General features: G+C 50.8%; 18 protein-coding genes. 11 read left to right on the forward strand and 7 right to left on the reverse strand.

Annotation, left to right across the window (positions count from 1 at the left end):
* Positions 1-90: 90 nt before the first annotated feature.
* Positions 91-1,599, forward strand: a complete 1,509-nt coding sequence (locus ACJHW7_RS08390; protein WP_021556838.1) for a YdgA family protein — start codon at positions 91-93, stop codon at positions 1,597-1,599.
* A 44-nt stretch (positions 1,600-1,643) separates the two neighbouring features.
* On the opposite strand, the gene uidC is transcribed toward ACJHW7_RS08390, so the two are convergent.
* From uidC to malI, 6 genes are all read right to left on the reverse strand, one after another.
* Complete coding sequence (uidC, locus tag ACJHW7_RS08395) at positions 1,644-2,909, reverse strand: glucuronide uptake porin UidC (RefSeq protein WP_001227017.1); 1,266 nt, start codon at positions 2,907-2,909, stop codon at positions 1,644-1,646.
* Between the two features lie 38 nt (positions 2,910-2,947).
* Positions 2,948-4,321 (reverse strand): glucuronide transporter, encoded by a 1,374-nt coding sequence (gene uidB, locus ACJHW7_RS08400; protein ID WP_021556839.1) that lies wholly within the window; start codon positions 4,319-4,321, stop codon positions 2,948-2,950.
* Positions 4,318-6,129: a beta-glucuronidase gene (gene uidA / locus ACJHW7_RS08405; protein WP_000945913.1), complete on the reverse strand. Its 1,812-nt coding sequence runs from the start codon at positions 6,127-6,129 to the stop codon at positions 4,318-4,320. The genes uidB and uidA overlap by 4 nt, the downstream gene beginning before the upstream one ends.
* Positions 6,130-6,519: 390 nt before the next feature.
* Positions 6,520-7,110: a DNA-binding transcriptional regulator UidR gene (gene uidR, locus ACJHW7_RS08410; RefSeq protein ID WP_000969092.1), complete on the reverse strand. Its 591-nt coding sequence runs from the start codon at positions 7,108-7,110 to the stop codon at positions 6,520-6,522.
* Positions 7,111-7,338: 228 nt separating this feature from the next.
* Positions 7,339-8,106 carry a 7-alpha-hydroxysteroid dehydrogenase gene (gene hdhA / locus ACJHW7_RS08415; RefSeq protein WP_000483353.1) on the reverse strand — a complete coding sequence of 256 codons (768 nt, stop codon included), beginning with the start codon at positions 8,104-8,106 and terminating at the stop codon, positions 7,339-7,341.
* Between the two features lie 111 nt (positions 8,107-8,217).
* On the reverse strand, positions 8,218-9,246 hold the full coding sequence (gene malI / locus ACJHW7_RS08420; RefSeq protein ID WP_000179513.1) for a mal regulon transcriptional regulator MalI: 1,029 nt from the start codon (positions 9,244-9,246) through the stop codon (positions 8,218-8,220).
* A gap of 174 nt (positions 9,247-9,420) precedes the next feature.
* Between malI and malX the strand changes: the two genes are divergently transcribed.
* The 3 genes from malX (at position 9,421) to add (ending at position 13,300) form a co-directional block, all read left to right on the forward strand.
* Positions 9,421-11,013, forward strand: coding sequence for a PTS maltose transporter subunit IICB (gene malX / locus ACJHW7_RS08425; RefSeq protein ID WP_021556840.1), 1,593 nt, complete (start codon positions 9,421-9,423; stop codon positions 11,011-11,013).
* 9 nt (positions 11,014-11,022) lie between these two features.
* Positions 11,023-12,195, forward strand: coding sequence for a bifunctional maltose regulon transcriptional repressor/cystathionine beta-lyase MalY (gene malY / locus ACJHW7_RS08430; RefSeq protein WP_001536922.1), 1,173 nt, complete (start codon positions 11,023-11,025; stop codon positions 12,193-12,195).
* A gap of 103 nt (positions 12,196-12,298) precedes the next feature.
* The gene (add, locus tag ACJHW7_RS08435; RefSeq protein WP_001536923.1) at positions 12,299-13,300 is read left to right on the forward strand and encodes an adenosine deaminase; all 1,002 of its coding nucleotides are present in this window, start codon (positions 12,299-12,301) and stop codon (positions 13,298-13,300) included.
* Positions 13,301-13,334: 34 nt separating this feature from the next.
* Here add and ACJHW7_RS08440 read toward each other — a convergent pair whose 3' ends face one another.
* Positions 13,335-14,375, reverse strand: coding sequence for an oxidoreductase (locus ACJHW7_RS08440; protein WP_001282520.1), 1,041 nt, complete (start codon positions 14,373-14,375; stop codon positions 13,335-13,337).
* Between the two features lie 242 nt (positions 14,376-14,617).
* On the opposite strand from ACJHW7_RS08440, the gene blr reads away from it, so the two are divergent.
* The 7 genes from blr (at position 14,618) to rsxD (ending at position 20,363) form a co-directional block, all read left to right on the forward strand.
* Complete coding sequence (blr, locus tag ACJHW7_RS08445) at positions 14,618-14,743, forward strand: division septum protein Blr (protein ID WP_001296096.1); 126 nt, start codon at positions 14,618-14,620, stop codon at positions 14,741-14,743.
* 272 nt (positions 14,744-15,015) lie between these two features.
* Entirely contained in the window at positions 15,016-15,231 is a 216-nt protein-coding gene (ydgT, locus tag ACJHW7_RS08450) for a transcription modulator YdgT (RefSeq protein WP_000217950.1), read from the forward strand.
* An 85-nt stretch (positions 15,232-15,316) separates the two neighbouring features.
* Positions 15,317-15,757 (forward strand): DUF2569 domain-containing protein, encoded by a 441-nt coding sequence (locus ACJHW7_RS08455; protein WP_001302052.1) that lies wholly within the window; start codon positions 15,317-15,319, stop codon positions 15,755-15,757.
* 76 nt (positions 15,758-15,833) lie between these two features.
* Positions 15,834-16,415, forward strand: coding sequence for an electron transport complex subunit RsxA (gene rsxA / locus ACJHW7_RS08460; protein WP_000133193.1), 582 nt, complete (start codon positions 15,834-15,836; stop codon positions 16,413-16,415).
* A complete protein-coding gene (rsxB, locus tag ACJHW7_RS08465; RefSeq protein WP_000991809.1) occupies positions 16,415-16,993 on the forward strand; it encodes an electron transport complex subunit RsxB in 579 nt (192 codons plus the stop codon). Before rsxA ends, rsxB begins: the two co-directional genes overlap by 1 nt.
* Complete coding sequence (rsxC, locus tag ACJHW7_RS08470; RefSeq protein ID WP_040234724.1) at positions 16,986-19,304, forward strand: electron transport complex subunit RsxC; 2,319 nt, start codon at positions 16,986-16,988, stop codon at positions 19,302-19,304. Before rsxB ends, rsxC begins: the two co-directional genes overlap by 8 nt.
* Positions 19,305-20,363: an electron transport complex subunit RsxD gene (gene rsxD / locus ACJHW7_RS08475; RefSeq protein WP_021556844.1), complete on the forward strand. Its 1,059-nt coding sequence runs from the start codon at positions 19,305-19,307 to the stop codon at positions 20,361-20,363.
* Positions 20,364-20,365 lie beyond the last annotated feature (2 nt).

A 20,365-nucleotide genomic window follows, 5' to 3' on the forward strand; every position in this document is an offset into this window, starting at 1 on the left:
AAAAAATTAACATCTCTTGCTAAGCTTATTAAAGGCTTATAACACCTTCAGGCGGCCAGTCCGCCTGATTTCATTTTATGGATAATCATTATGAATAAATCGCTGGTAGCGGTAGGCGTCATTGTTGCGCTAGGCGTAGTCTGGACAGGCGGCGCATGGTATACAGGCAAGAAGATTGAAACCCATCTCGAAGAGATGGTCGCGCAGGCGAACGCGCAACTCAAACTGACAGCTCCTGAATCCAACCTGGAAGTGAGTTATCAAAACTATCATCGCGGCGTATTCAGCAGCCAGTTGCAACTGTTGGTGAAACCCATTGCCGGGAAAGAAAATCCGTGGATTAAAAGCGGTCAGAGCGTCATCTTCAACGAATCGGTTGATCATGGTCCCTTCCCCCTTGCCCAGCTTAAAAAACTGAACCTGATCCCATCGATGGCATCAATTCAAACCACGCTGGTTAATAACGAAGTAAGCAAACCACTGTTTGATATGGCAAAAGGTGAAACGCCTTTTGAGATTAACTCGCGCATTGGTTACAGCGGTGATTCCAGTTCCGATATTTCGCTCAAGCCGCTGAATTACGAGCAAAAGGATGAAAAAGTCGCCTTTAGCGGCGGCGAGTTCCAGTTAAATGCGGACAGAGACGGCAAAGCTATCTCCCTTTCCGGGGAGGCGCAAAGTGGTCGGATAGACGCGGTTAACGAATACAACCAGAAAGTACAGTTGACCTTTAATAATCTGAAAACCGACGGTTCCAGCACGCTGGCAAGTTTTGGTGAGCGCGTAGGAAACCAAAAACTGTCACTGGAAAAAATGACCATTTCAGTGGAAGGCAAAGAACTGGCACTGCTGGAAGGCATGGAGATCAGCGGTAAATCGGATCTGGTCAATGACGGTAAAACGATCAATAGCCAACTGGATTACTCGCTAAACAGCCTGAAGGTACAGAATCAGGATCTGGGCAGCGGCAAGCTGACTTTAAAAGTCGGCCAGATTGATGGTGAAGCCTGGCATCAGTTTAGCCAGCAATATAACGCGCAAACTCAGGCGCTGCTGGCACAGCCAGAAATTGCCAACAATCCCGAACTTTATCAGGAGAAAGTGACGGAAGCCTTCTTTAGCGCCCTGCCGCTGATGTTGAAAGGCGATCCGGTGATTACTATCGCGCCGCTAAGCTGGAAAAACAGTCAGGGTGAAAGTGCGCTGAATCTGTCGCTGTTCCTGAAAGACCCGGCAACGACTAAAGAAGCGCCGCAAACGCTGGCGCAGGAAGTAGATCGTTCGGTTAAATCTCTGGATGCGAAACTGACCATTCCGGTGGATATGGCAACTGAGTTGATGACTCAGGTAGCGAAGCTGGAAGGTTATCAGGAAGATCAAGCGAAAAAACTGGCGAAACAGCAAGTTGAAGGTGCATCAGCAATGGGGCAGATGTTCCGTCTGACCACCTTGCAGGACAATACCATCACCACCAGCCTGCAATATGCTAACGGTCAGATAACGTTAAATGGGCAGAAAATGCCACTGGAAGATTTCGTTGGTATGTTTGCAATGCCGGCATTAAACGTTCCGGTCGTACCCGCTATTCCGCAGCAGTAATTCACAGCCAAAACGCCGGAGGTTTTTCTCTCCGGCGTTATTTCTTACTTCAGCATAAAGTCATACTGAATACTCATTTTCACATCCCAGTAATTCAGGCGATCGCCCAGCGTACTGCCATCGCGCTTTTCCCGCCCTTTATCGGCAGCAAGAAAGAAATTCATCCCCTGTAACGGCCCTTCGCTGACCCGATAGTTCATACCACCTAAGATACCCGCGCCTTCAATCCGCACATCTCGTTTACTGGATTCATAGCCGCGAGTCACAATCGGTGCAAATGTCAGCGTAAATTGCGGGGTTAAACGATAGTTGACGCCCAATTGCCAGGACTGCATTCCTTCACGGTTACGATCAAGACTTAATGAAAAGGGATAGCCAATGTCGGTATCCACCACGGCACCATTCATTGCATGGCGCAAATAACCACCACTGCCAAATACGCTTCCCCACGGCGCATTCCAGGTCAATTGTCCACTAACCAACGCCGTTTCATTGGGCTGGCTGGTATTACGACTTAAACCTTCGAGCTGCGCGTAAAAGCCGAGCAACTCCCCTTTCAACGTATAATTCGGGTCAAGCGGTATGCTTTTCTCGAGAATACTTTGTATCTGATTGGAAACATCTTTCTGTACCGATGCCCCCAGAGAATAGCGACTGGTATCATCATGCCAACTGGCGGCTAAAAAAGAACGTGCGCGATGTTTATCGTATTTTCCCGTCTGGCTGTTATACACCCCTTCATCACGAATACCGGTTGTTGAATCAGTCCATAAAAATACTCGTGAACGCCACATTCCCCACAGATCAATATTTGGCGTTAAAGCCCAATAACCTAATGCTCCTTCAGAAACTGTCGGTAATGTACGTTGCGAACTGCCAGCCATTAACGGAATACGATAAGGTAAGCTACCGTAACTATAATCCGTCCCGAAGCGACCTAATTTAAGCAGGCTATTTTCACTGGGTTTTATTTTTACTGCCCCCAGGGCAAAGCCAAAACTTTTATCACCATCAAGATACCACCGGGTACTCATATCAGCACGAGCACCTAATTTATAAACATAATACGCTCCGCCTTCAACGCCAATAATATTGGAATAATAACCACTATTGAAATCGAGCAATCCTCCCTGTACCCATGCGTAAATATCTCTTCCCGCGCCAGCACTGGGCTTATCAGCCCTGCGCAATTCGTTTTTCAGTCTGATGCGTAGTCCCGCTTCATCGTCAGCCAGTTGCGCCGCGTAAGCAGAGGTAAGGCCAGAGGCAGCCGTCAGGCAAATAACGGCCATGGCCACTATTTTTCTCATAGTTGCACCTTTGATGTTCTGATTATTTTTATTGAATATTAATTAGTGATATCGCTGATTAATTGCTGCTGCACTTTTTTACGATTATCAATTTCAACCACGATTTCTTTGAATTTTTTATCCGTGAGCGGATAAAACCAGATAATGACGAATGCCAGTAGCATAAATCCGCAAGGTACTAAGGCAATTGATGTGCGGATGCCCATAATAACTTCCGGCGTTTGCACCTGATTGGCGATATATCCGCTTAACCCCAAAATAAAGGCAGGAATTGAACCTCCGATTGCCTGACCGCATTTACGGGTAAATGAGAATAGTGAATAGGTGAGCCCTTCAATTCGCACGCCGGTCAGGTATTCACCGTATTCTACGGTATCAGCTTCCAGCGCCCACATCACGGTCATGGTAACGCCCTGACCAATTGAAGCGATGGCCAACGCAACCAACGCCACCGGCAGTGACCAGACGGAAACCCAGAAGAATAGCAGATAACCGCAGGTTCCCAGTAAAGCGCCAATCAGGAAGGTATTCTTTTTACCGATCCTCGCGACCATCCCCGGCACCAGCGGTGCCGATGCCACAGTACCGACCAGGTTTTGCACCAGTACCAGCACAGTGAACAGCCCGGTATCATTTAACACATAGCGCACGTAGAACAACGACGAGGCGCTGACCGCGAAGGTCGAAATCAGCACACACAGCGCACCGATGCACAACATAAACAGCGGGCGATTCCGTTTCAGGGTTTGCAGACTGATCTTCAATGACGGCTGCGCCACGATACGTACCACATTCTCACGCGTCGATTTGAAGCAGATGAAGTAAAGCACCATTCCGGCAATCGCCAGCACAATCGTCCAGAAATGGTATACCGACACCATCTCTTCCGGGCTGGAGTTCTTAATGCTCGGTCCTATCAGAAATGCCAGGCAGACAAAGGTTAATGAAGCGGCAATCCCGCGAGCCGCGCCCAGACGGGCGCGGGATTGTGGTTGTTGGGTCATCGCGGTAGCAAGTGAACCATAAGGAATATTCACCAGGCTGTAGCAAAGCCCGAGGCCCATGTAGGTCAAATATGCATACACTACTTTGCTGCTATGGCTCCAGTCGGTCGGCCCCCAGAATACCAGCACGCTGAAGATCATTAACGGCGCAGTACCGAAGAGTAAAAACGGGCGGAATTTTCCCCAGCGGGTATTCACACTGTCCACCACTCGTCCGGCAAAGATGTCGGCGAAAGCATCGAATACCCGCACCAGTAACAGCATGGTGCCCGCCGCAGCGGCACCGACGCCAGCGACGTCGGTGTAGTAACTTAGCAGGAAGAGCGCCCCCATAGCGAAGGCGAAGTTATTGGCGACGTCACCGAGGCTGTAGCCAACGATGGTGCGCCAGGAGAGTTGTTGATTCATTGTTTGCCTCCCTGCTGCGGTTTTTCACCGAAGTTCATGCCAGTCCAGCGTTTTTGCAGCAGAAAAGCCGCCGACTTCGGTTTGCGGTCGCGGGTGAAGATGCCCTTCTTGTTACCGCCAACGCGCAATATGCCTTGCGAGGTCGCAAAATCGGCGAAATTCCATACCTGTTCACCGACGACGGCGCTGACGCGATCAAAGACGCGGTGATACATATCCAGCCATGCACACTGATACTCTTCACTCCACATGTCGGTGTACATTGAGTGCAGCCCGGCTAACGTATCCACGCCGTATTCGGTGATGATAATCGGCTGATGCAGTTTCTCCTGCCAGGCCAGAAGTTCTTTTTCCAGTACCTTCTCTGCCGTTTCCAAATCGCCGCTTTGGACATACCATCCGTAATAACGGTTCAGGCACAGCACATCAAAGAGATCGCTGATGGTATCGGTGTGAGCGTCGCAGAACATTACATTGACGCAGGTGATCGGACGCGTCGGGTCGAGTTTACGCGTTGCTTCCGCCAGTGGCGCGAAATATTCCCGTGCACCTTGCGGACGGGTATCCGGTTCGTTGGCAATACTCCACATCACCACGCTTGGGTGGTTTTTGTCACGCGCTATCAGCTCTTTAATCGCCTGTAAGTGCGCCTGCTGAGTTTCCCCGTTGACTGCCTCTTCGCTGTACAGTTCTTTCGGCTTGTTGCCCGCTTCGAAACCAATGCCTAAAGAGAGGTTAAAGCCAACAGCTGCAGTTTCATCAATCACCACGATGCCATGTTCATCTGCCCAGTCGAGCATCTCTTCGGCATAAGGGTAATGCGAGGTACGGTAGGAGTTGGCCCCAATCCAGTCCATTAATGCGTGATCGTGCACCATCAGCACGTTATCGAATCCTTTGCCGCGCAAATCCGCATCTTCATGACGGCCAAAGCCAGTAAAGTAGAACGGTTTGTGGTTGATCAGGAACTGTTCGCCCTTCACTGCCACTGACCGGATGCCGACGCGCAGCGGGTAGATATCACACTCTGTCTGGCTTTTGGCTGTGACGCACAGTTCATAGAGATAACCTTCACCCGGTTGCCAGAGGTGCGGATTCACCACTTGCAAAGTCCCGCTGGTGCCTTGTCCAGTTGCAACCACCTGTTGATCCGCATCACGCAGTTCAACGCTGACATCACCATTGGCCACCACCTGCCAGTCAACAGACGCGTGGTTACAGTCTTGCGCGACATGCGTCACCACGGTGATATCGTCCACCCAGGTGTTCGGCGTGGTGTAGAGCATTACGCTGCGATGGATCCCGGCGTAGTTAAAGAAATCATGGAAGTAAGACTGCTTTTTCTTGCCGTTTTCGTCGGTAATCACCATTCCCGGCGGGATAGTCTGCCAGTTCAGTTCGTTGTTCACACAAACGGTGATACGTACACTTTTCCCGGCAATAACATACGGCGTGACATCGGCTTCAAATGGCGTATAGCCGCCCTGATGCTCCATCACTTCCTGATTATTGACCCACACTTTGCCGTAATGAGTGACCGCATCGAAACGCAGCACGATACGCTGGCCTGCCCAACCTTTCGGTATAAAGACTTCGCGCTGATACCAGACGTTGCCCACATAATTACGAATATCTGCATCGGCGAACTGATCGTTAAAACTGCCTGGCACAGCAATTGCCCGGCTTTCTTGTAACGCGCTTTCCCACCAACGCTGATCAATTCCACAGTTTTCGCGATCCAGACTGAATGCCCACAGGCCGTCGAGTTTTTTGATTTCACGGGTTGGGGTTTCTACAGGACGTAACATAAGGGACTCCTCATTAAGATAAAAATACTGGTCAACCTTTAATCCGATTAGTTAACCAATTCTGTGTTGCACACAGTTATCTGTGAGAAACCCATGGAAGAGAAATGGAAATAAAAAGAACTGACACCGCGATCAAAAAACCAAAAACTGCAATACCCACAGCGTGATATAGATCGCATTAATCTTTAAAACGGCGTTGACAGAAGCCATAAAATAAGCAATCGAACGTTCGTTCGAGCATGTTGGGAACGATAAACTCTCATGACATATGGCTACAGTGAATATTTTAGGGAGGAATTCCCCGCTCCGGCGAGATTGTATTTTGTACAGGGAAATTAAAGTATGAAACGCGGGCTCAGTTGTCACCAGCCCGCGGAAAGAGAGAGAGAATCAGGATGCGGTTAAGATACCGCCAATCATCGCGCGTAATCCCTGAGCAAACGACGCTTCACGCGCCAGGTCTTCCGCTTCGATATCGGCCAGTACACCGTAGGTCAGATCCAGCAGTAAACGTGAAGTCATTGCCGTGTTGATGTCTGGGCTTATCTCGCCTTTTTGCTGGGCATCACGCATCCGCTGAGCAACAAATTCAGTGATCGTCATATGCTTATTTTTAAGCATGGCGGCGACCTGTGGGTTACGCATCCCTTCCGCCATAATTTCGACCACCAGCGCCCGTTGCCCAAAGGCTTCATGGGTGAGAGAGACAATAGACTCGACCATATAGTCAACAAAATGAATCCCTTCAATCGGTTCCCGGAAACGGGCCAGCGCCCTCTCCTGGTCCTGTAAGATAATCGCCTGAATCAAGGCTTCTTTGGAGATGAAATGGTGATAGAGCGTCCCGGGACTAATGGCGCAGGATTTACAGATGGCTTTCATCGAGGCACTGTGAAATCCATTTTCTGAAAAAATCTCTCTGGCAGCATTGAGGATCCGGGTCCGTGTCGGTTGTGCTTCAGTCTGCATGTTATCCATCATTAAACCATTATAGTTAGCGTGAATAACTAGTTTACCGCGTTGTCAGGTGAGCGCCTATCATTGCTGTTGAATAGTGCGAAGGCACACTCTATTCGTTTACTTTTCACCCAGCAATTGGTTAACCAATAGCCGTGATTTGGCTGCCAGTTGTTTAGCAGAGACGTTGACGAATTGCACACGCTATCCCGGTAAACAACACATACGGCTGTTTACCGGTTCGTTAGTGTATTAATTGAGCTCCTGTACCCCACCACCGGAGACGGTGAGAATTTGTCCGCTTACCCAGCTGGCTGCAGGCGAGCAAAGGAACAGAGCTGCGTTAGCAATATCTTGCGGTTGGCCCAGACGTCTAATCGGCGTGTGCTGTAACATTTTTTGTTCAATTTCTGGTGTAATAACGGATTTCAGGGCATCGGTTAATATTGCCCCCGGCGCAATGCCATTTACCCGAATATTTTTTTCACCCAGGTCAAACGCCATATTTCTGACCAGATGACTGGCCGCAGCTTTAGATGATGCATAGGAAGTCATGTTTATATTTTTATTTTCTGCCGCCATAGAAGTGATGGTCAGAATAACGCCACCGCCATTTTTTTCCATTTCTGGCGCAACAAGTTGTGACAGATGGAAAAAAGAAAACACATTCAGTTCATAAGCACGGCGAAAATCCGCCATTGGCATATCAAACGGTTTAGGTCCACCGCCACCGGCGTTGTTAACCAGAATATCAACTTTACCCAGCTTACTGATAGCAAAGTCTGCCAGTGCAGAGAGTTCCTGTTCGGAAGTAATATCACAACGGCAGGCAAATGCCTGACCACCCAGTTGTTGAATTTCGTCTACAACATGGTTAGCTGCGTCGGCGTTAATATCACTGACCACCACAGATGCGCCAGCTGTCGCGAATGTAATGGCGATTTCTTTACCAATACCTGCACCCGCACCTGTGATGATGGCGCATTTTCCGTCGAGTCTCAGGTTGTCAGAATTAAACACATAAACCTCCTGTGAACTTCAGTAAAAATAAAAGGCACCGCCTGTGTGCCACATTTTTTATCATTAACCTTGAGGAAAGGACACTACCAGGTATAGCAGATAAAGAGAGGATTATTTCGCCGCAATGAGCCGGGCGGGAATAATAAGATTGCGTGAATGCGTCTCTTCATGGGTGATTTTTTGCATCATGCGATCCGCAAGTGTGGTACCAAGTTCCCGCGCAGGCGTGCTGGCCCAGGTAACGGGTATATCATCAAGTGTGGTTGGTGTCGCATCGGTAAATGCCGCCAGCGAAACCTGTTGCTCAAAGTAACGATCGACTCCGCTTTCCCCGCTTTGCCGCCCTGCTTTCAGCAAACCAAACCATGCCCCCATCGCAATAGTTTCGTTATAGCAAACCACGGCACTGATGGTCGGGTTATGACGTAAAAGCGCCGTGATAGCTTCCGCGGCTTGCTTCTGGCTGGAAGTGCACTCCAACACCCAATCGCTGTGAAACGGCAGGCCAAATTTTAGTAGAGTTGCACAATAGCCCCCCACCCGTTCTGCACGGGTTAATGAGGAACTTTGCCCTCCCAGCCAGGCGATCCGCTGATGCCCATTGCGAATGAGATGCTCCGTCAACAACTGTGCAGCCTGCATGTTGTCCGGGCGAACCGTATCAACATCATCAAGATAACTGGCACGGGAAGCGAAAATCACCGGGATAGCTTTTTCTTCTGCCATCCGTCGCAGGTCATCGCTGCTTCCTGCAGCCCCGGCAATTACCACACCATCGACACCCTGATTCAGTAACAGTGAAAACCGCTGTGCCAGCTGCTCGCCGTCTTTACCGCCGTGAAGCAAAAAAACCATCCGTCCCTGCGCTTCCAGAGCTTCCGTCAATCCGGCCGTCAATTCGGCGTAAAACGGCGCAGATAAATCACGGACGATCAAACCAATGACGCCGCTTTGCCCGCCGCGCAGCGCCGACGCCTGGCGATTGCGCACAAATCCCAGCTCTTCAATGGCGGCGTTAACGCGTTCTCCTGTGGCGGTAGAGATTCGCCCTTTGCCACTAAGCACCAGCGAAACGGTACTTACCGACACGCCCGCAGCCAGCGCAACATCATGAATGGTTATTTTTTTGGCGGTAGCCATGCAGATGACCTACTCCCTGATTATGTGACAGATAAAACGTTTTACCTTTTATTTATCTTATACCCGCTATTATCGTTGCGTAATGTGATTTATGCCTCACTAAAATTTGATAAAACGTTTTATCTTCTCGCGCAATTTACTGAATCCAGATTGTTCTCTACGAGGAGTCGTTTTATGACGGCGAAAACAGCACCGAAAGTCACGCTGTGGGAGTTCTTCCAGCAGTTAGGCAAAACCTTCATGTTACCCGTGGCATTATTGTCGTTCTGCGGCATTATGCTCGGCATTGGTAGTTCTCTTAGCAGCCATGATGTCATAACCCTGATCCCGGTCCTGGGCAACCCCGTGTTGCAGGCTATCTTTACCTGGATGAGTAAGATTGGCTCGTTTGCTTTTAGTTTCCTGCCTGTCATGTTCTGTATCGCCATCCCGCTGGGCCTGGCACGCGAAAACAAAGGCGTAGCGGCATTCGCTGGCTTCGTCGGATATGCGGTAATGAACCTCGCGGTAAACTTCTGGTTGACCAATAAAGGCATTCTGCCAACCACAGACGCCGCCGTTCTGAAAGCCAATAACATCCAGAGCATTCTTGGGATCCAGTCGATCGACACCGGGATCCTCGGTGCGGTGATCGCCGGTATTATCGTCTGGATGCTGCATGAGCGATTCCATAATATCCGCCTGCCGGATGCGCTGGCATTCTTCGGCGGTACGCGCTTCGTACCAATCATCTCCTCGCTGGTGATGGGCATTGTCGGTCTGGTGATTCCATTAGTCTGGCCAATTTTCGCCATGGGTATTAGCGGCTTAGGCCATATGATCAATAGCGCGGGTGATTTCGGACCGATGCTGTTTGGTACCGGTGAACGTCTGCTGTTGCCGTTTGGTCTGCATCACATTCTGGTGGCATTAATTCGCTTTACCGACGCAGGCGGCACGCAGGAAGTCTGCGGTCAAACCGTCAGCGGTGCACTGACCATCTTCCAGGCGCAATTGAGTTGCCCGACCACTCACGGTTTTTCTGAAAGCGCCACGCGTTTCCTTTCGCAAGGCAAAATGCCTGCGTTTCTCGGCGGTCTGCCAGGTGCAGCGTTAGCTATGTATCACTGCGCGCGCCCGGAAAATCGCCATAAAATTAAAGGGCTGCTGATTTCTGGCCTGATCGCCTGTGTCGTTGGCGGCACGACCGAACCGCTGGAATTCCTGTTCCTGTTCGTAGCGCCAGTTCTGTATGTCATCCACGCGCTGTTAACCGGCCTCGGCTTCACCGTCATGTCTGTGCTCGGCGTCACCATCGGTAATACCGACGGCAATATCATCGACTTTGTGGTGTTCGGTATTTTGCATGGTCTGTCAACCAAGTGGTACATGGTGCCAGTGGTGGCGGCAATCTGGTTTGTCGTTTACTACGTCATCTTCCGTTTCGCTATCACCCGCTTCAATCTGAAAACCCCGGGACGCGATAGCGAAGTTGCCAGTTCAATCGAAAAAGCCGTTGCCGGTGCGCCGGGTAAATCAGGTTACAACGTTCCTGCAATCCTCGAAGCATTAGGCGGTGCCGACAATATTGTCAGCCTCGATAACTGCATTACCCGTCTGCGTTTGTCTGTGAAAGATATGTCTCTTGTTAATGTGCAAGCACTGAAGGACAATCGGGCAATTGGCGTAGTACAACTTAATCAACATAACCTGCAGGTTGTTATCGGGCCACAAGTTCAGTCAGTAAAAGATGAAATGGCCGGTCTGATGCATACTGTCCAGGCATAAGGATAAGATATGTTCGATTTTTCAAAGGTCGTGGATCGTCATGGCACATGGTGTACGCAGTGGGATTATGTCGCTGACCGTTTCGGCACTGCTGACCTGTTACCGTTCACGATTTCAGACATGGATTTTGCCACTGCCCCCTGCATTATCGAGGCGCTGAATCAGCGCCTGATGCACGGCGTGTTTGGCTACAGCCGCTGGAAGAACGATGAGTTTCTCGCGGCTATTGCCCACTGGTTTTCCACCCAGCATTACACCGCCATCGATCCTCAGTCGGTGGTGTATGGCCCTTCTGTTATCTATATGGTCTCAGAACTGATTCGTCAGTGGTCTGAAACAGGTGAAGGCGTGGTGATCCACACACCCGCCTATGACGCATTTTACAAGGCCATTGAAGGTAATCAGCGCACAGTAATGCCCGTTGCTTTAGAGAAGCAGGCTGACGGCTGGTTTTGCGATATGGGCAAGCTGGAAGCCGTGTTGGCGAAACCAGAATGTAAAATTATGCTCCTGTGTAGCCCACAGAATCCTACCGGAAAAGTGTGGACGTGCGATGAGCTGGAGATCATGGCTGACCTGTGCGAGCGTCATGGTGTGAGGGTTATTTCCGATGAAATCCATATGGATATGGTTTGGGGCGAGCAGCCGCATATTCCCTGGAGTAATGTGGCGCGGGGAGACTGGGCGTTGCTGACGTCGGGATCGAAAAGTTTCAATATTCCCGCGCTGACCGGTGCTTACGGGATTATAGAAAATAGCAGCAGCCGTGATGCCTATTTATCGGCACTGAAAGGACGTGATGGGCTTTCTTCCCCTTCGGTACTGGCGTTAACTGCCCATATCGCCGCCTATCAGCAAGGTGCACCGTGGCTGGATGCCTTACGCGTCTATCTGAAAGATAACCTGACGTATATCGCAGATAAAATGAACGCCACGTTTCCTGAACTCAACTGGCAGATCCCGCAATCCACTTATCTGGCCTGGCTTGATTTACGTCCGTTGAATATTGACGACAACGCCTTGCAAAAAGCACTTATCGAACAAGAAAAAGTCGCGATCATGCCGGGGTATACCTACGGTGAAGAAGGTCGTGGTTTTGTCCGACTCAATGCCGGCTGCCCACGTTCGAAACTGGAAAAAGGTGTGGCTGGATTAATTAACGCCATCCGCGCTGTTCGCTAACCCCAATTGCGCAACGTAAAAAATCGTTGCGCAATCGTGGATTTTTACCCTGCTTTGTTTTTATAATGGTGCGCACTTTTATATCCAGAAAAAGAGTGCGACCATGATTGATACCACCCTGCCATTAACTGATATTCATCGCCACCTTGATGGCAACATTCGTCCCCAGACCATTCTTGAACTTGGCCGCCAGTATAATATCTCGCTTCCTGCACAATCCCTGGAAACACTGATTCCCCACGTTCAGGTCATTGCCAACGAACCCGATCTGGTGAGCTTTCTGACCAAACTTGACTGGGGCGTTAAAGTTCTCGCCTCTCTTGATGCTTGTCGCCGCGTGGCATTTGAAAACATTGAAGATGCAGCCCGTCACGGCCTGCACTATGTCGAGCTGCGTTTTTCTCCAGGCTACATGGCAATGGCACATCAGCTGCCTGTTGCAGGTGTTGTTGAAGCGGTGATCGATGGCGTACGTGAAGGTTGCCGCACCTTTGGTGTGCAGGCGAAGCTTATCGGCATTATGAGCCGAACCTTCGGCGAAGCCGCCTGTCAGCAAGAGCTGGAGGCCTTTTTAGCCCACCGTGACCAGATTACCGCACTTGATTTAGCCGGTGATGAACTTGGTTTCCCGGGAAGTCTGTTTCTTTCTCACTTCAACCGCGCGCGTGATGCGGGCTGGCATATTACCGTCCATGCAGGCGAAGCTGCCGGGCCGGAAAGCATCTGGCAGGCGATTCGTGAACTGGGTGCGGAGCGTATTGGACATGGCGTAAAAGCCATTGAAGATCGGGCGCTGATGGATTTTCTCGCCGAGCAACAAATTGGTATTGAATCCTGTCTGACCTCCAATATTCAGACCAGCACCGTGGCTGAGCTGGCTGCACATCCGCTGAAAACGTTCCTTGATCATGGCATTCGTGCCAGCATTAACACTGACGATCCCGGCGTACAGGGAGTGGATATCATTCACGAATATAACGTTGCCGCGCCAGCTGCTGGGTTATCCCGCGAGCAAATCCGCCAGGCACAGATTAATGGTCTGGAAATGGCTTTCCTCAGCGCTGAGGAAAAACGCGCACTGCGAGAAAAAGTCGCAGCGAAGTAACAAAAATGGATGGTGCAAATTGCACCATCCATTTTCACGCAAGGCACAAAGTCGCGCGATGTTTGGCGGATTCGATGCCCAGCTCAATCAACTCCATTACCTGGATTGCCTGGCTTGCCGGAACCGGATTTTCACCATCGCCATTTAACGCATCACGAATAGCCGCATAGTAAGCCGGATAATTCCCAGGCACCGTCAACAGCGTTTCTTCGACACGTTCCTCACCTTCCACGCGGGTAAGTACGCCATCACGCATATCGTAGCCCCAGTCTTCCTGCGGCAGACGCTCGCCACTTTTCAGACGTTCTTCCTGTGGATCGAGGCCATATTTCACATAACTGCCTCGGGATCCATGCACGATATACCGTGCTGACTCAGCGGCTGCCAGCATGGTACCGTGTAAAATGACTCGCCGCTGTGGATAGGACAAGATGGCGTGGAAATAATCGGTCGACTGCGCTCCAGGCCGTAACTGTGCCAAGTCCACCGTCATGCTGACCGGTAAACCAAATAATGTAATAGCCTGATCAAGAAGATGCGGTGCTAAATCGTACCAGATACCACTGCCTGGGCCACCCTGTTCACGCCAACGATCGCGCACCTGCGGACGGAAGCGGTCAAAATGAGACTCAAAGTAAGCGACTTCACCCAGCACGCCTTCCGCGAGTAAACCTTTTAGCGTCAAGAAATCGCTATCCCAGCGACGGTTATGGAATACAGACAGCACACGCCCCAGGCTTTTTGCCAGCGCATCCAGCTCTCGCGCTTGTGACAGTGTCACGGTAAAGGGTTTATCAACGACCACATGTTTACCCGCCTCAAGCGCTGCTTTGGCTAACGGGAAATGGGTATCGTTGGGTGTAGGAATGACAATCAGGTCTATGTTGGGATCGTTAAACAGATGCTTCGGCTCAGAGACAACCGTAACCGTTGGCCAGTCGGCTTTTACTTTTGTTTCATCACTGCTGGAGATTACCGCCAGTTCCAGCCCGGGCGTGCCCGCAATCAGGGGCGCATGGAAGGTTTTGCTCGCATAACCATACCCAATCAACCCAACACGGATGTTGTCGCTCATGTCATTGCCTCTCATTGAAGTATGATGGCTATTTGACACTATCCTTTACCCTCGCTCAACAGTTTAATAACCTGCCAGCAATAAGGGATGTTGTTTAACTTAAGTCAAAAAAATAGCGATTTTTCCAACGACAAAAGCTAAATATCGCAAAAACCTCAGTAAAAATCTTGCTGGAGCTATTATTGCTAAGTAACATTTACCCCCTGAAGTTAATGGATCAATCAACAGAGATGTGAGTTGTAATGAATCGTCTTATTGAATTAACAGGTTGGATCGTTCTTGTCGTTTCAGTCATTCTTCTTGGCGTGGCGAGTCACATTGACAACTATCAGCCACCTGAACAGAGTACTACGGTACAACACAAGTAAGCTCTGCGCTTGTAGAGCGACATGCTGCCCGTCAGGGTGCATGTTTTCACTTGTCGGATATTAAACCAGGAATTTATTATCTTGTTCGGTGTTGTTGGTGATTGTCAGGGATAGTAAAGCGCGTTACTCTTTTCATAGCAGTTTTTCATCCCTGAATATTTGCCATCAGCGCATTCTTATTATTGTAATAACACAAGCGTTCACTTTTGGTGAAATTTTATCATCACTAATAATACCTACCCCTTTGGTATTAATTATTTTATGGACCTTTTATGACTGTTCAGGACTACTTATTAAAATTTCGCAAAATCAGTTCACTCGAAAGTCTGGAAAAACTTTACGACCATCTTAATTACACCCTGACGGACGATCAGGAACTGATCAATATGTATCGTGCTGCCGATCACCGTCGCGCAGAGCTGGTTTCTGGCGGGCGTTTGTTTGACCTCGGCCAGGTACCGAAGTCCGTCTGGCACTATGTCCAATAAAGAAAGTAGCGATCGGTTATAAAAGCCTTATAATAACGCCCCTAAAATTAGATTTGCCTGTTTGCGTCGCTATTCTGGAGAACCTATGACCACCACAACGCCACAACGTATTGGAGGCTGGTTGCTTGGCCCGTTGGCCTGGCTTTTAGTCGCTCTGTTAAGTACGACGCTGGCGTTGTTGCTGTATACCGCTGCGTTATCTTCTCCGCAAACATTTCAAACGCTCGGCGCACAAGCACTGACGACACAAATCTTATGGGGCGTTTCTTTTATTACTGCTATCGCCATGTGGTATTACACACTGTGGTTGACCATCGCTTTCTTTAAACGTCGGCGTTGTGTTCCTAAACACTATATTATCTGGCTGCTTATTTCCGTATTGCTGGCAGTAAAAGCGTTCGCTTTTTCACCCGTGGAAGATGGCATAGCCGTTCGCCAGTTGCTGTTTACTTTGTTGGCAACCGCATTGATCGTCCCCTATTTCAAACGCTCGTCGCGGGTGAAAGCGACGTTTGTGAATCCGTAATAACCTTACAGTTAACCTGTTGTCGCCTGCTCTGGATTAACGGATAATAGGCGGCTTTTTTATTTCAGGCCGAAAAATGACTGACTACCTGTTACTGTTTGTTGGAACTGTACTGGTCAATAACTTTGTACTGGTCAAGTTTCTCGGTCTCTGTCCGTTTATGGGAGTTTCCAAAAAGCTGGAAACCGCGATGGGCATGGGGCTGGCAACAACGTTTGTGATGACGCTGGCGTCTATTTGCGCCTGGCTTATCGATACGTGGATTTTGATCCCACTTAATCTGATTTACCTGCGCACCCTGGCATTTATTCTGGTGATTGCTGTGGTCGTGCAGTTCACCGAGATGGTGGTGCGCAAAACCAGCCCGGTGCTTTACCGTTTGCTGGGGATTTTTTTGCCGCTTATCACCACCAACTGTGCCGTGCTCGGCGTGGCGTTGCTGAATATCAATCTCGGGCACAATTTCTTGCAGTCGGCGCTGTACGGTTTTTCCGCCGCTGTCGGTTTTTCGCTGGTGATGGTTCTCTTCGCAGCCATCCGCGAACGCCTTGCTGTGGCTGATGTCCCGGCACCTTTTCGCGGTAATGCCATTGCGTTAATTACCGCAGGTCTTATGTCTCTGGCCTTTATGGGCTTTAGTGGTTTGGTGAAGTTGTAATGAATGCTATCTGGATTGCCGTTGCCGCCGTGAGCCTGCTGGGCCTGGCGTTTGGCGCCATTCTGGGTTATGCCTCCCGCCGTTTTGCGGTGGAAGACGATCCGGTCGTTGAGAAAATTGACGAAATCTTACCGCAGAGCCAGTGTGGTCAGTGCGGTTATCCCGGCTGTCGCCCCTACGCGGAAGCCATCAGCTGTAACGGTGAAAAAATCAACCGTTGCGCCCCAGGTGGCGAAGCTGTGATGCTAAAAATTGCCGAGTTGCTTAATGTCGAGCCGCAGCCGCTGGATGGCGAAGCGCAAGAGCTAACGCCTGCGCGGATGGTGGCGGTTATTGATGAAAATAACTGTATTGGCTGCACTAAATGTATTCAGGCGTGTCCGGTAGACGCCATCGTTGGCGCTACCCGTGCCATGCATACGGTAATGAGTGATCTCTGTACGGGCTGCAATTTATGTGTTGATCCGTGCCCGACGCACTGCATCTCGTTGCAACCGGTCGCAGAAACACCTGACTCCTGGAAATGGGATCTGAACACCATTCCCGTGCGTATCATTCCCGTGGAACACCATGCTTAAGTTATTCTCTGCATTCAGAAAAAATAAAATCTGGGATTTCAACGGCGGCATCCATCCACCGGAGATGAAAACCCAGTCCAACGGTACACCCCTGCGCCAGGTACCCCTGGCGCAGCGTTTTGTCATTCCACTGAAACAGCATATTGGCGCTGAAGGTGAGTTGTGCGTTAGCGTCGGCGATAAAGTATTGCGCGGCCAGCCGCTTACCCGTGGTCGCGGCAAAATGCTGCCTGTTCACGCGCCCACCTCGGGTACCGTTACGGCTATTGCGCCCCACTCTACGGCTCATCCTTCAGCTTTAGCTGAATTAAGCGTGATTATTGATGCCGATGGTGAAGACTGCTGGATCCCACGAGACGGCTGGGCCGATTATCGCTCTCGCAGTCGCGAAGAGTTAATCGAGCGCATTCATCAGTTTGGTGTTGCCGGGCTGGGTGGTGCGGGATTCCCGACAGGCGTTAAATTGCAGGGCGGCGGAGATAAGATTGAAACGTTGATTATCAACGCTGCTGAGTGCGAGCCGTACATTACCGCCGATGACCGTTTGATGCAGGATTGCGCGGCTCAGGTCGTAGAGGGTATTCGCATTCTTGCGCATATTCTGCAGCCACGCGAAATTCTTATCGGCATTGAAGATAACAAACCGCAGGCGATTTCCATGCTGCGCGCGGTGCTGGCGGACTCTCACGATATTTCTCTGCGGGTGATTCCAACCAAATATCCTTCTGGCGGTGCTAAACAATTAACCTACATTCTGACCGGGAAGCAGGTTCCACATGGCGGGCGTTCATCTGATATCGGCGTATTAATGCAAAACGTCGGCACTGCTTATGCAGTGAAACGTGCCGTTATTGATGGCGAGCCGATTACCGAGCGTGTCGTAACCCTGACTGGCGAAGCAATCGCTCGCCCGGGCAACGTCTGGGCACGGCTGGGGACGCCAGTGCGTCATTTATTGAATGACGCCGGATTCTGCCCCTCTGCCGATCAAATGGTGATTATGGGCGGCCCGCTAATGGGCTTTACCTTGCCATGGCTGGATGTCCCGGTCGTAAAGATTACCAACTGTCTGTTGGCTCCCTCTGCCAATGAGCTTGGCGAACCACAGGAAGAACAAAGCTGCATCCGGTGTAGCGCCTGTGCTGACGCCTGCCCTGCGGATCTTTTGCCGCAACAGTTGTACTGGTTCAGCAAAGGTCAGCAACACGATAAAGCTACCACGCATAACATTGCCGACTGCATTGAATGTGGTGCTTGCGCGTGGGTTTGCCCGAGCAATATTCCCCTGGTGCAATATTTCCGTCAGGAAAAAGCTGAAATTGCGGCTATTCGTCAGGAAGAAAAGCGCGCCGCAGAAGCCAAAGCGCGTTTCGAAGCGCGCCAGGCTCGTCTGGAGCGCGAAAAAGCGGCTCGCCTTGAACGACATAAGAGCGCAGCCGTTCAACCTGCAGCCAAAGATAAAGATGCGATTGCTGCCGCTCTGGCGCGGGTGAAAGAGAAACAGGCCCAGGCTACACAGCCTATTGTGATTAAAGCGGGCGAACGCCCGGATAACAGTGCAATTATTGCAGCACGGGAAGCCCGTAAAGCGCAAGCCAGAGCGAAACAGGCAGAACTGCAGCAAACTAACGACGCAGCAACCGTTACTGATCCACGTAAAACTGCCGTCGAAGCAGCTATCTCCCGCGCCAAAGCGCGCAAGCTGGAACAGCAACAGGCAAATGCGGAACCAGAACAACAGGTCGATCCGCGCAAAGCTGCCGTCGAAGCCGCTATTGCCCGTGCCAAAGCACGCAAGCTGGAACAGCAACAGGCTAATGCGGAACCAGAAGAACCGGTCGATCCGCGCAAAGCCGCCGTCGAAGCCGCTATTGCCCGTGCCAAAGCGCGCAAACTGGAACAGCAACAGGCTAATGCGGAGCCAGAAGAACAGGTCGATCCGCGCAAAGCTGCCGTCGAAGCCGCTATTGCCCGCGCCAAAGCACGCAAGCTGGAACAGCAACAGGCTAATGCGGAACCAGAAGAACAGGTCGATCCGCGCAAAGCCGCCGTCGAAGCCGCTATTGCCCGCGCCAAAGCACGCAAGCTGGAACAGCAACCGGCTAATGCGGAGCCAGAAGAACAGGTTGATCCGCGCAAAGCTGCCGTCGAAGCGGCTATTGCACGCGCCAAAGCACGCAAGCTGGAACAGCAACAGGCTAATGCGGTACCAGAAGAACAGGTTGATCCGCGCAAAGCGGCAGTTGCCGCGGCTATTGCCCGCGTTCAGGCCAAAAAAGCCGCCCAGCAAAAGGTTGTAAACGAGGACTAAATGGTATTCAGAATAGCTAGCTCCCCTTATACCCATAACCAGCGCCAGACATCGCGCATTATGCTGTTAGTGTTGCTCGCAGCCGTGCCAGGAATCGCAGCGCAACTGTGGTTTTTTGGTTGGGGTACTCTCGTTCAGATCCTGTTGGCATCGGTTAGTGCTCTGTTAGCCGAAGCTCTCGTACTCAAACTACGCAAGCAGTCGGTAGCCGCCACGTTGAAAGATAACTCAGCATTGCTGACAGGCTTATTGCTGGCGGTAAGTATTCCCCCCCTCGCGCCATGGTGGATGGTTGTGCTGGGTACGGTGTTTGCGGTTATCATCGCTAAACAGTTGTATGGCGGTCTGGGGCAAAACCCGTTTAATCCGGCAATGATTGGTTATGTGGTCTTACTGATCTCCTTCCCGGTGCAGATGACCAGCTGGTTACCGCCACATGAAATTGCGGTCAACATCCCTGGTTTTATCGACGCCATACAGGTTATTTTCAGCGGGCATACCGCCAGTGGTGGTGATATGAACACACTACGCTTAGGTATTGATGGCATTAGTCAGGCGACACCGCTGGATACATTTAAAACCTCTGTCCGTGCCGGTCATTCGGTTGAACAGATTATGCAATATCCGATCTACAGCGGTATGCTGGCGGGCGCTGGTTGGCAATGGGTAAATCTCGCCTGGCTGGCTGGCGGCGTGTGGTTGCTATGGCAGAAAGCGATTCGCTGGCATATTCCCCTCAGCTTCTTAGTAACGCTGACGTTATGCGCAACGTTGGGCTGGTTGTTCTCACCAGAAACACTGGCCGCACCGCAAATTCATCTGCTGTCTGGAGCGACCATGCTCGGCGCATTCTTTATTTTGACTGACCCGGTTACCGCTTCTACGACCAATCGTGGTCGTCTTATTTTCGGCGCGCTTGCGGGCTTATTAGTCTGGTTGATCCGCAGTTTCGGCGGCTATCCTGACGGCGTGGCTTTTGCCGTCCTGCTGGCGAACATCACGGTTCCTCTGATCGATTACTACACCCGTCCGCGCGTCTACGGCCATCGCAAAGGGTAAAC

The sequence above is a fragment of the Escherichia sp. WS1152 genome (assembly GCF_046487665.1).
Taxonomy (GTDB): domain Bacteria; phylum Pseudomonadota; class Gammaproteobacteria; order Enterobacterales; family Enterobacteriaceae; genus Escherichia; species Escherichia coli.

Excerpts from the sequence above, each read along its gene's own strand:
- malI (WP_000179513.1), bottom strand. The coding sequence starts at position 9,246 with ATGGCTACCGCCAAAAAAATAACCATTCATGATGTTGCGCTGGCTGCG.
- uidC (WP_001227017.1), bottom strand. The coding sequence starts at position 2,909 with ATGAGAAAAATAGTGGCCATGGCCGTTATTTGCCTGACGGCTGCCTCT.
- rsxB (WP_000991809.1), top strand. The coding sequence starts at position 16,415 with ATGAATGCTATCTGGATTGCCGTTGCCGCCGTGAGCCTGCTGGGCCTG.
- malX (WP_021556840.1), top strand. The coding sequence starts at position 9,421 with ATGACGGCGAAAACAGCACCGAAAGTCACGCTGTGGGAGTTCTTCCAG.
- uidR (WP_000969092.1), bottom strand. The coding sequence starts at position 7,110 with ATGATGGATAACATGCAGACTGAAGCACAACCGACACGGACCCGGATC.
- uidB (WP_021556839.1), bottom strand. The coding sequence starts at position 4,321 with ATGAATCAACAACTCTCCTGGCGCACCATCGTTGGCTACAGCCTCGGT.
- ACJHW7_RS08390 (WP_021556838.1), top strand. The coding sequence starts at position 91 with ATGAATAAATCGCTGGTAGCGGTAGGCGTCATTGTTGCGCTAGGCGTA.
- uidA (WP_000945913.1), bottom strand. The coding sequence starts at position 6,129 with ATGTTACGTCCTGTAGAAACCCCAACCCGTGAAATCAAAAAACTCGAC.
- rsxC (WP_040234724.1), top strand. The coding sequence starts at position 16,986 with ATGCTTAAGTTATTCTCTGCATTCAGAAAAAATAAAATCTGGGATTTC.
- add (WP_001536923.1), top strand. The coding sequence starts at position 12,299 with ATGATTGATACCACCCTGCCATTAACTGATATTCATCGCCACCTTGAT.
- ydgT (WP_000217950.1), top strand. The coding sequence starts at position 15,016 with ATGACTGTTCAGGACTACTTATTAAAATTTCGCAAAATCAGTTCACTC.
- ACJHW7_RS08455 (WP_001302052.1), top strand. The coding sequence starts at position 15,317 with ATGACCACCACAACGCCACAACGTATTGGAGGCTGGTTGCTTGGCCCG.
- ACJHW7_RS08440 (WP_001282520.1), bottom strand. The coding sequence starts at position 14,375 with ATGAGCGACAACATCCGTGTTGGGTTGATTGGGTATGGTTATGCGAGC.
- malY (WP_001536922.1), top strand. The coding sequence starts at position 11,023 with ATGTTCGATTTTTCAAAGGTCGTGGATCGTCATGGCACATGGTGTACG.
- rsxD (WP_021556844.1), top strand. The coding sequence starts at position 19,305 with ATGGTATTCAGAATAGCTAGCTCCCCTTATACCCATAACCAGCGCCAG.
- rsxA (WP_000133193.1), top strand. The coding sequence starts at position 15,834 with ATGACTGACTACCTGTTACTGTTTGTTGGAACTGTACTGGTCAATAAC.
- blr (WP_001296096.1), top strand. The coding sequence starts at position 14,618 with ATGAATCGTCTTATTGAATTAACAGGTTGGATCGTTCTTGTCGTTTCA.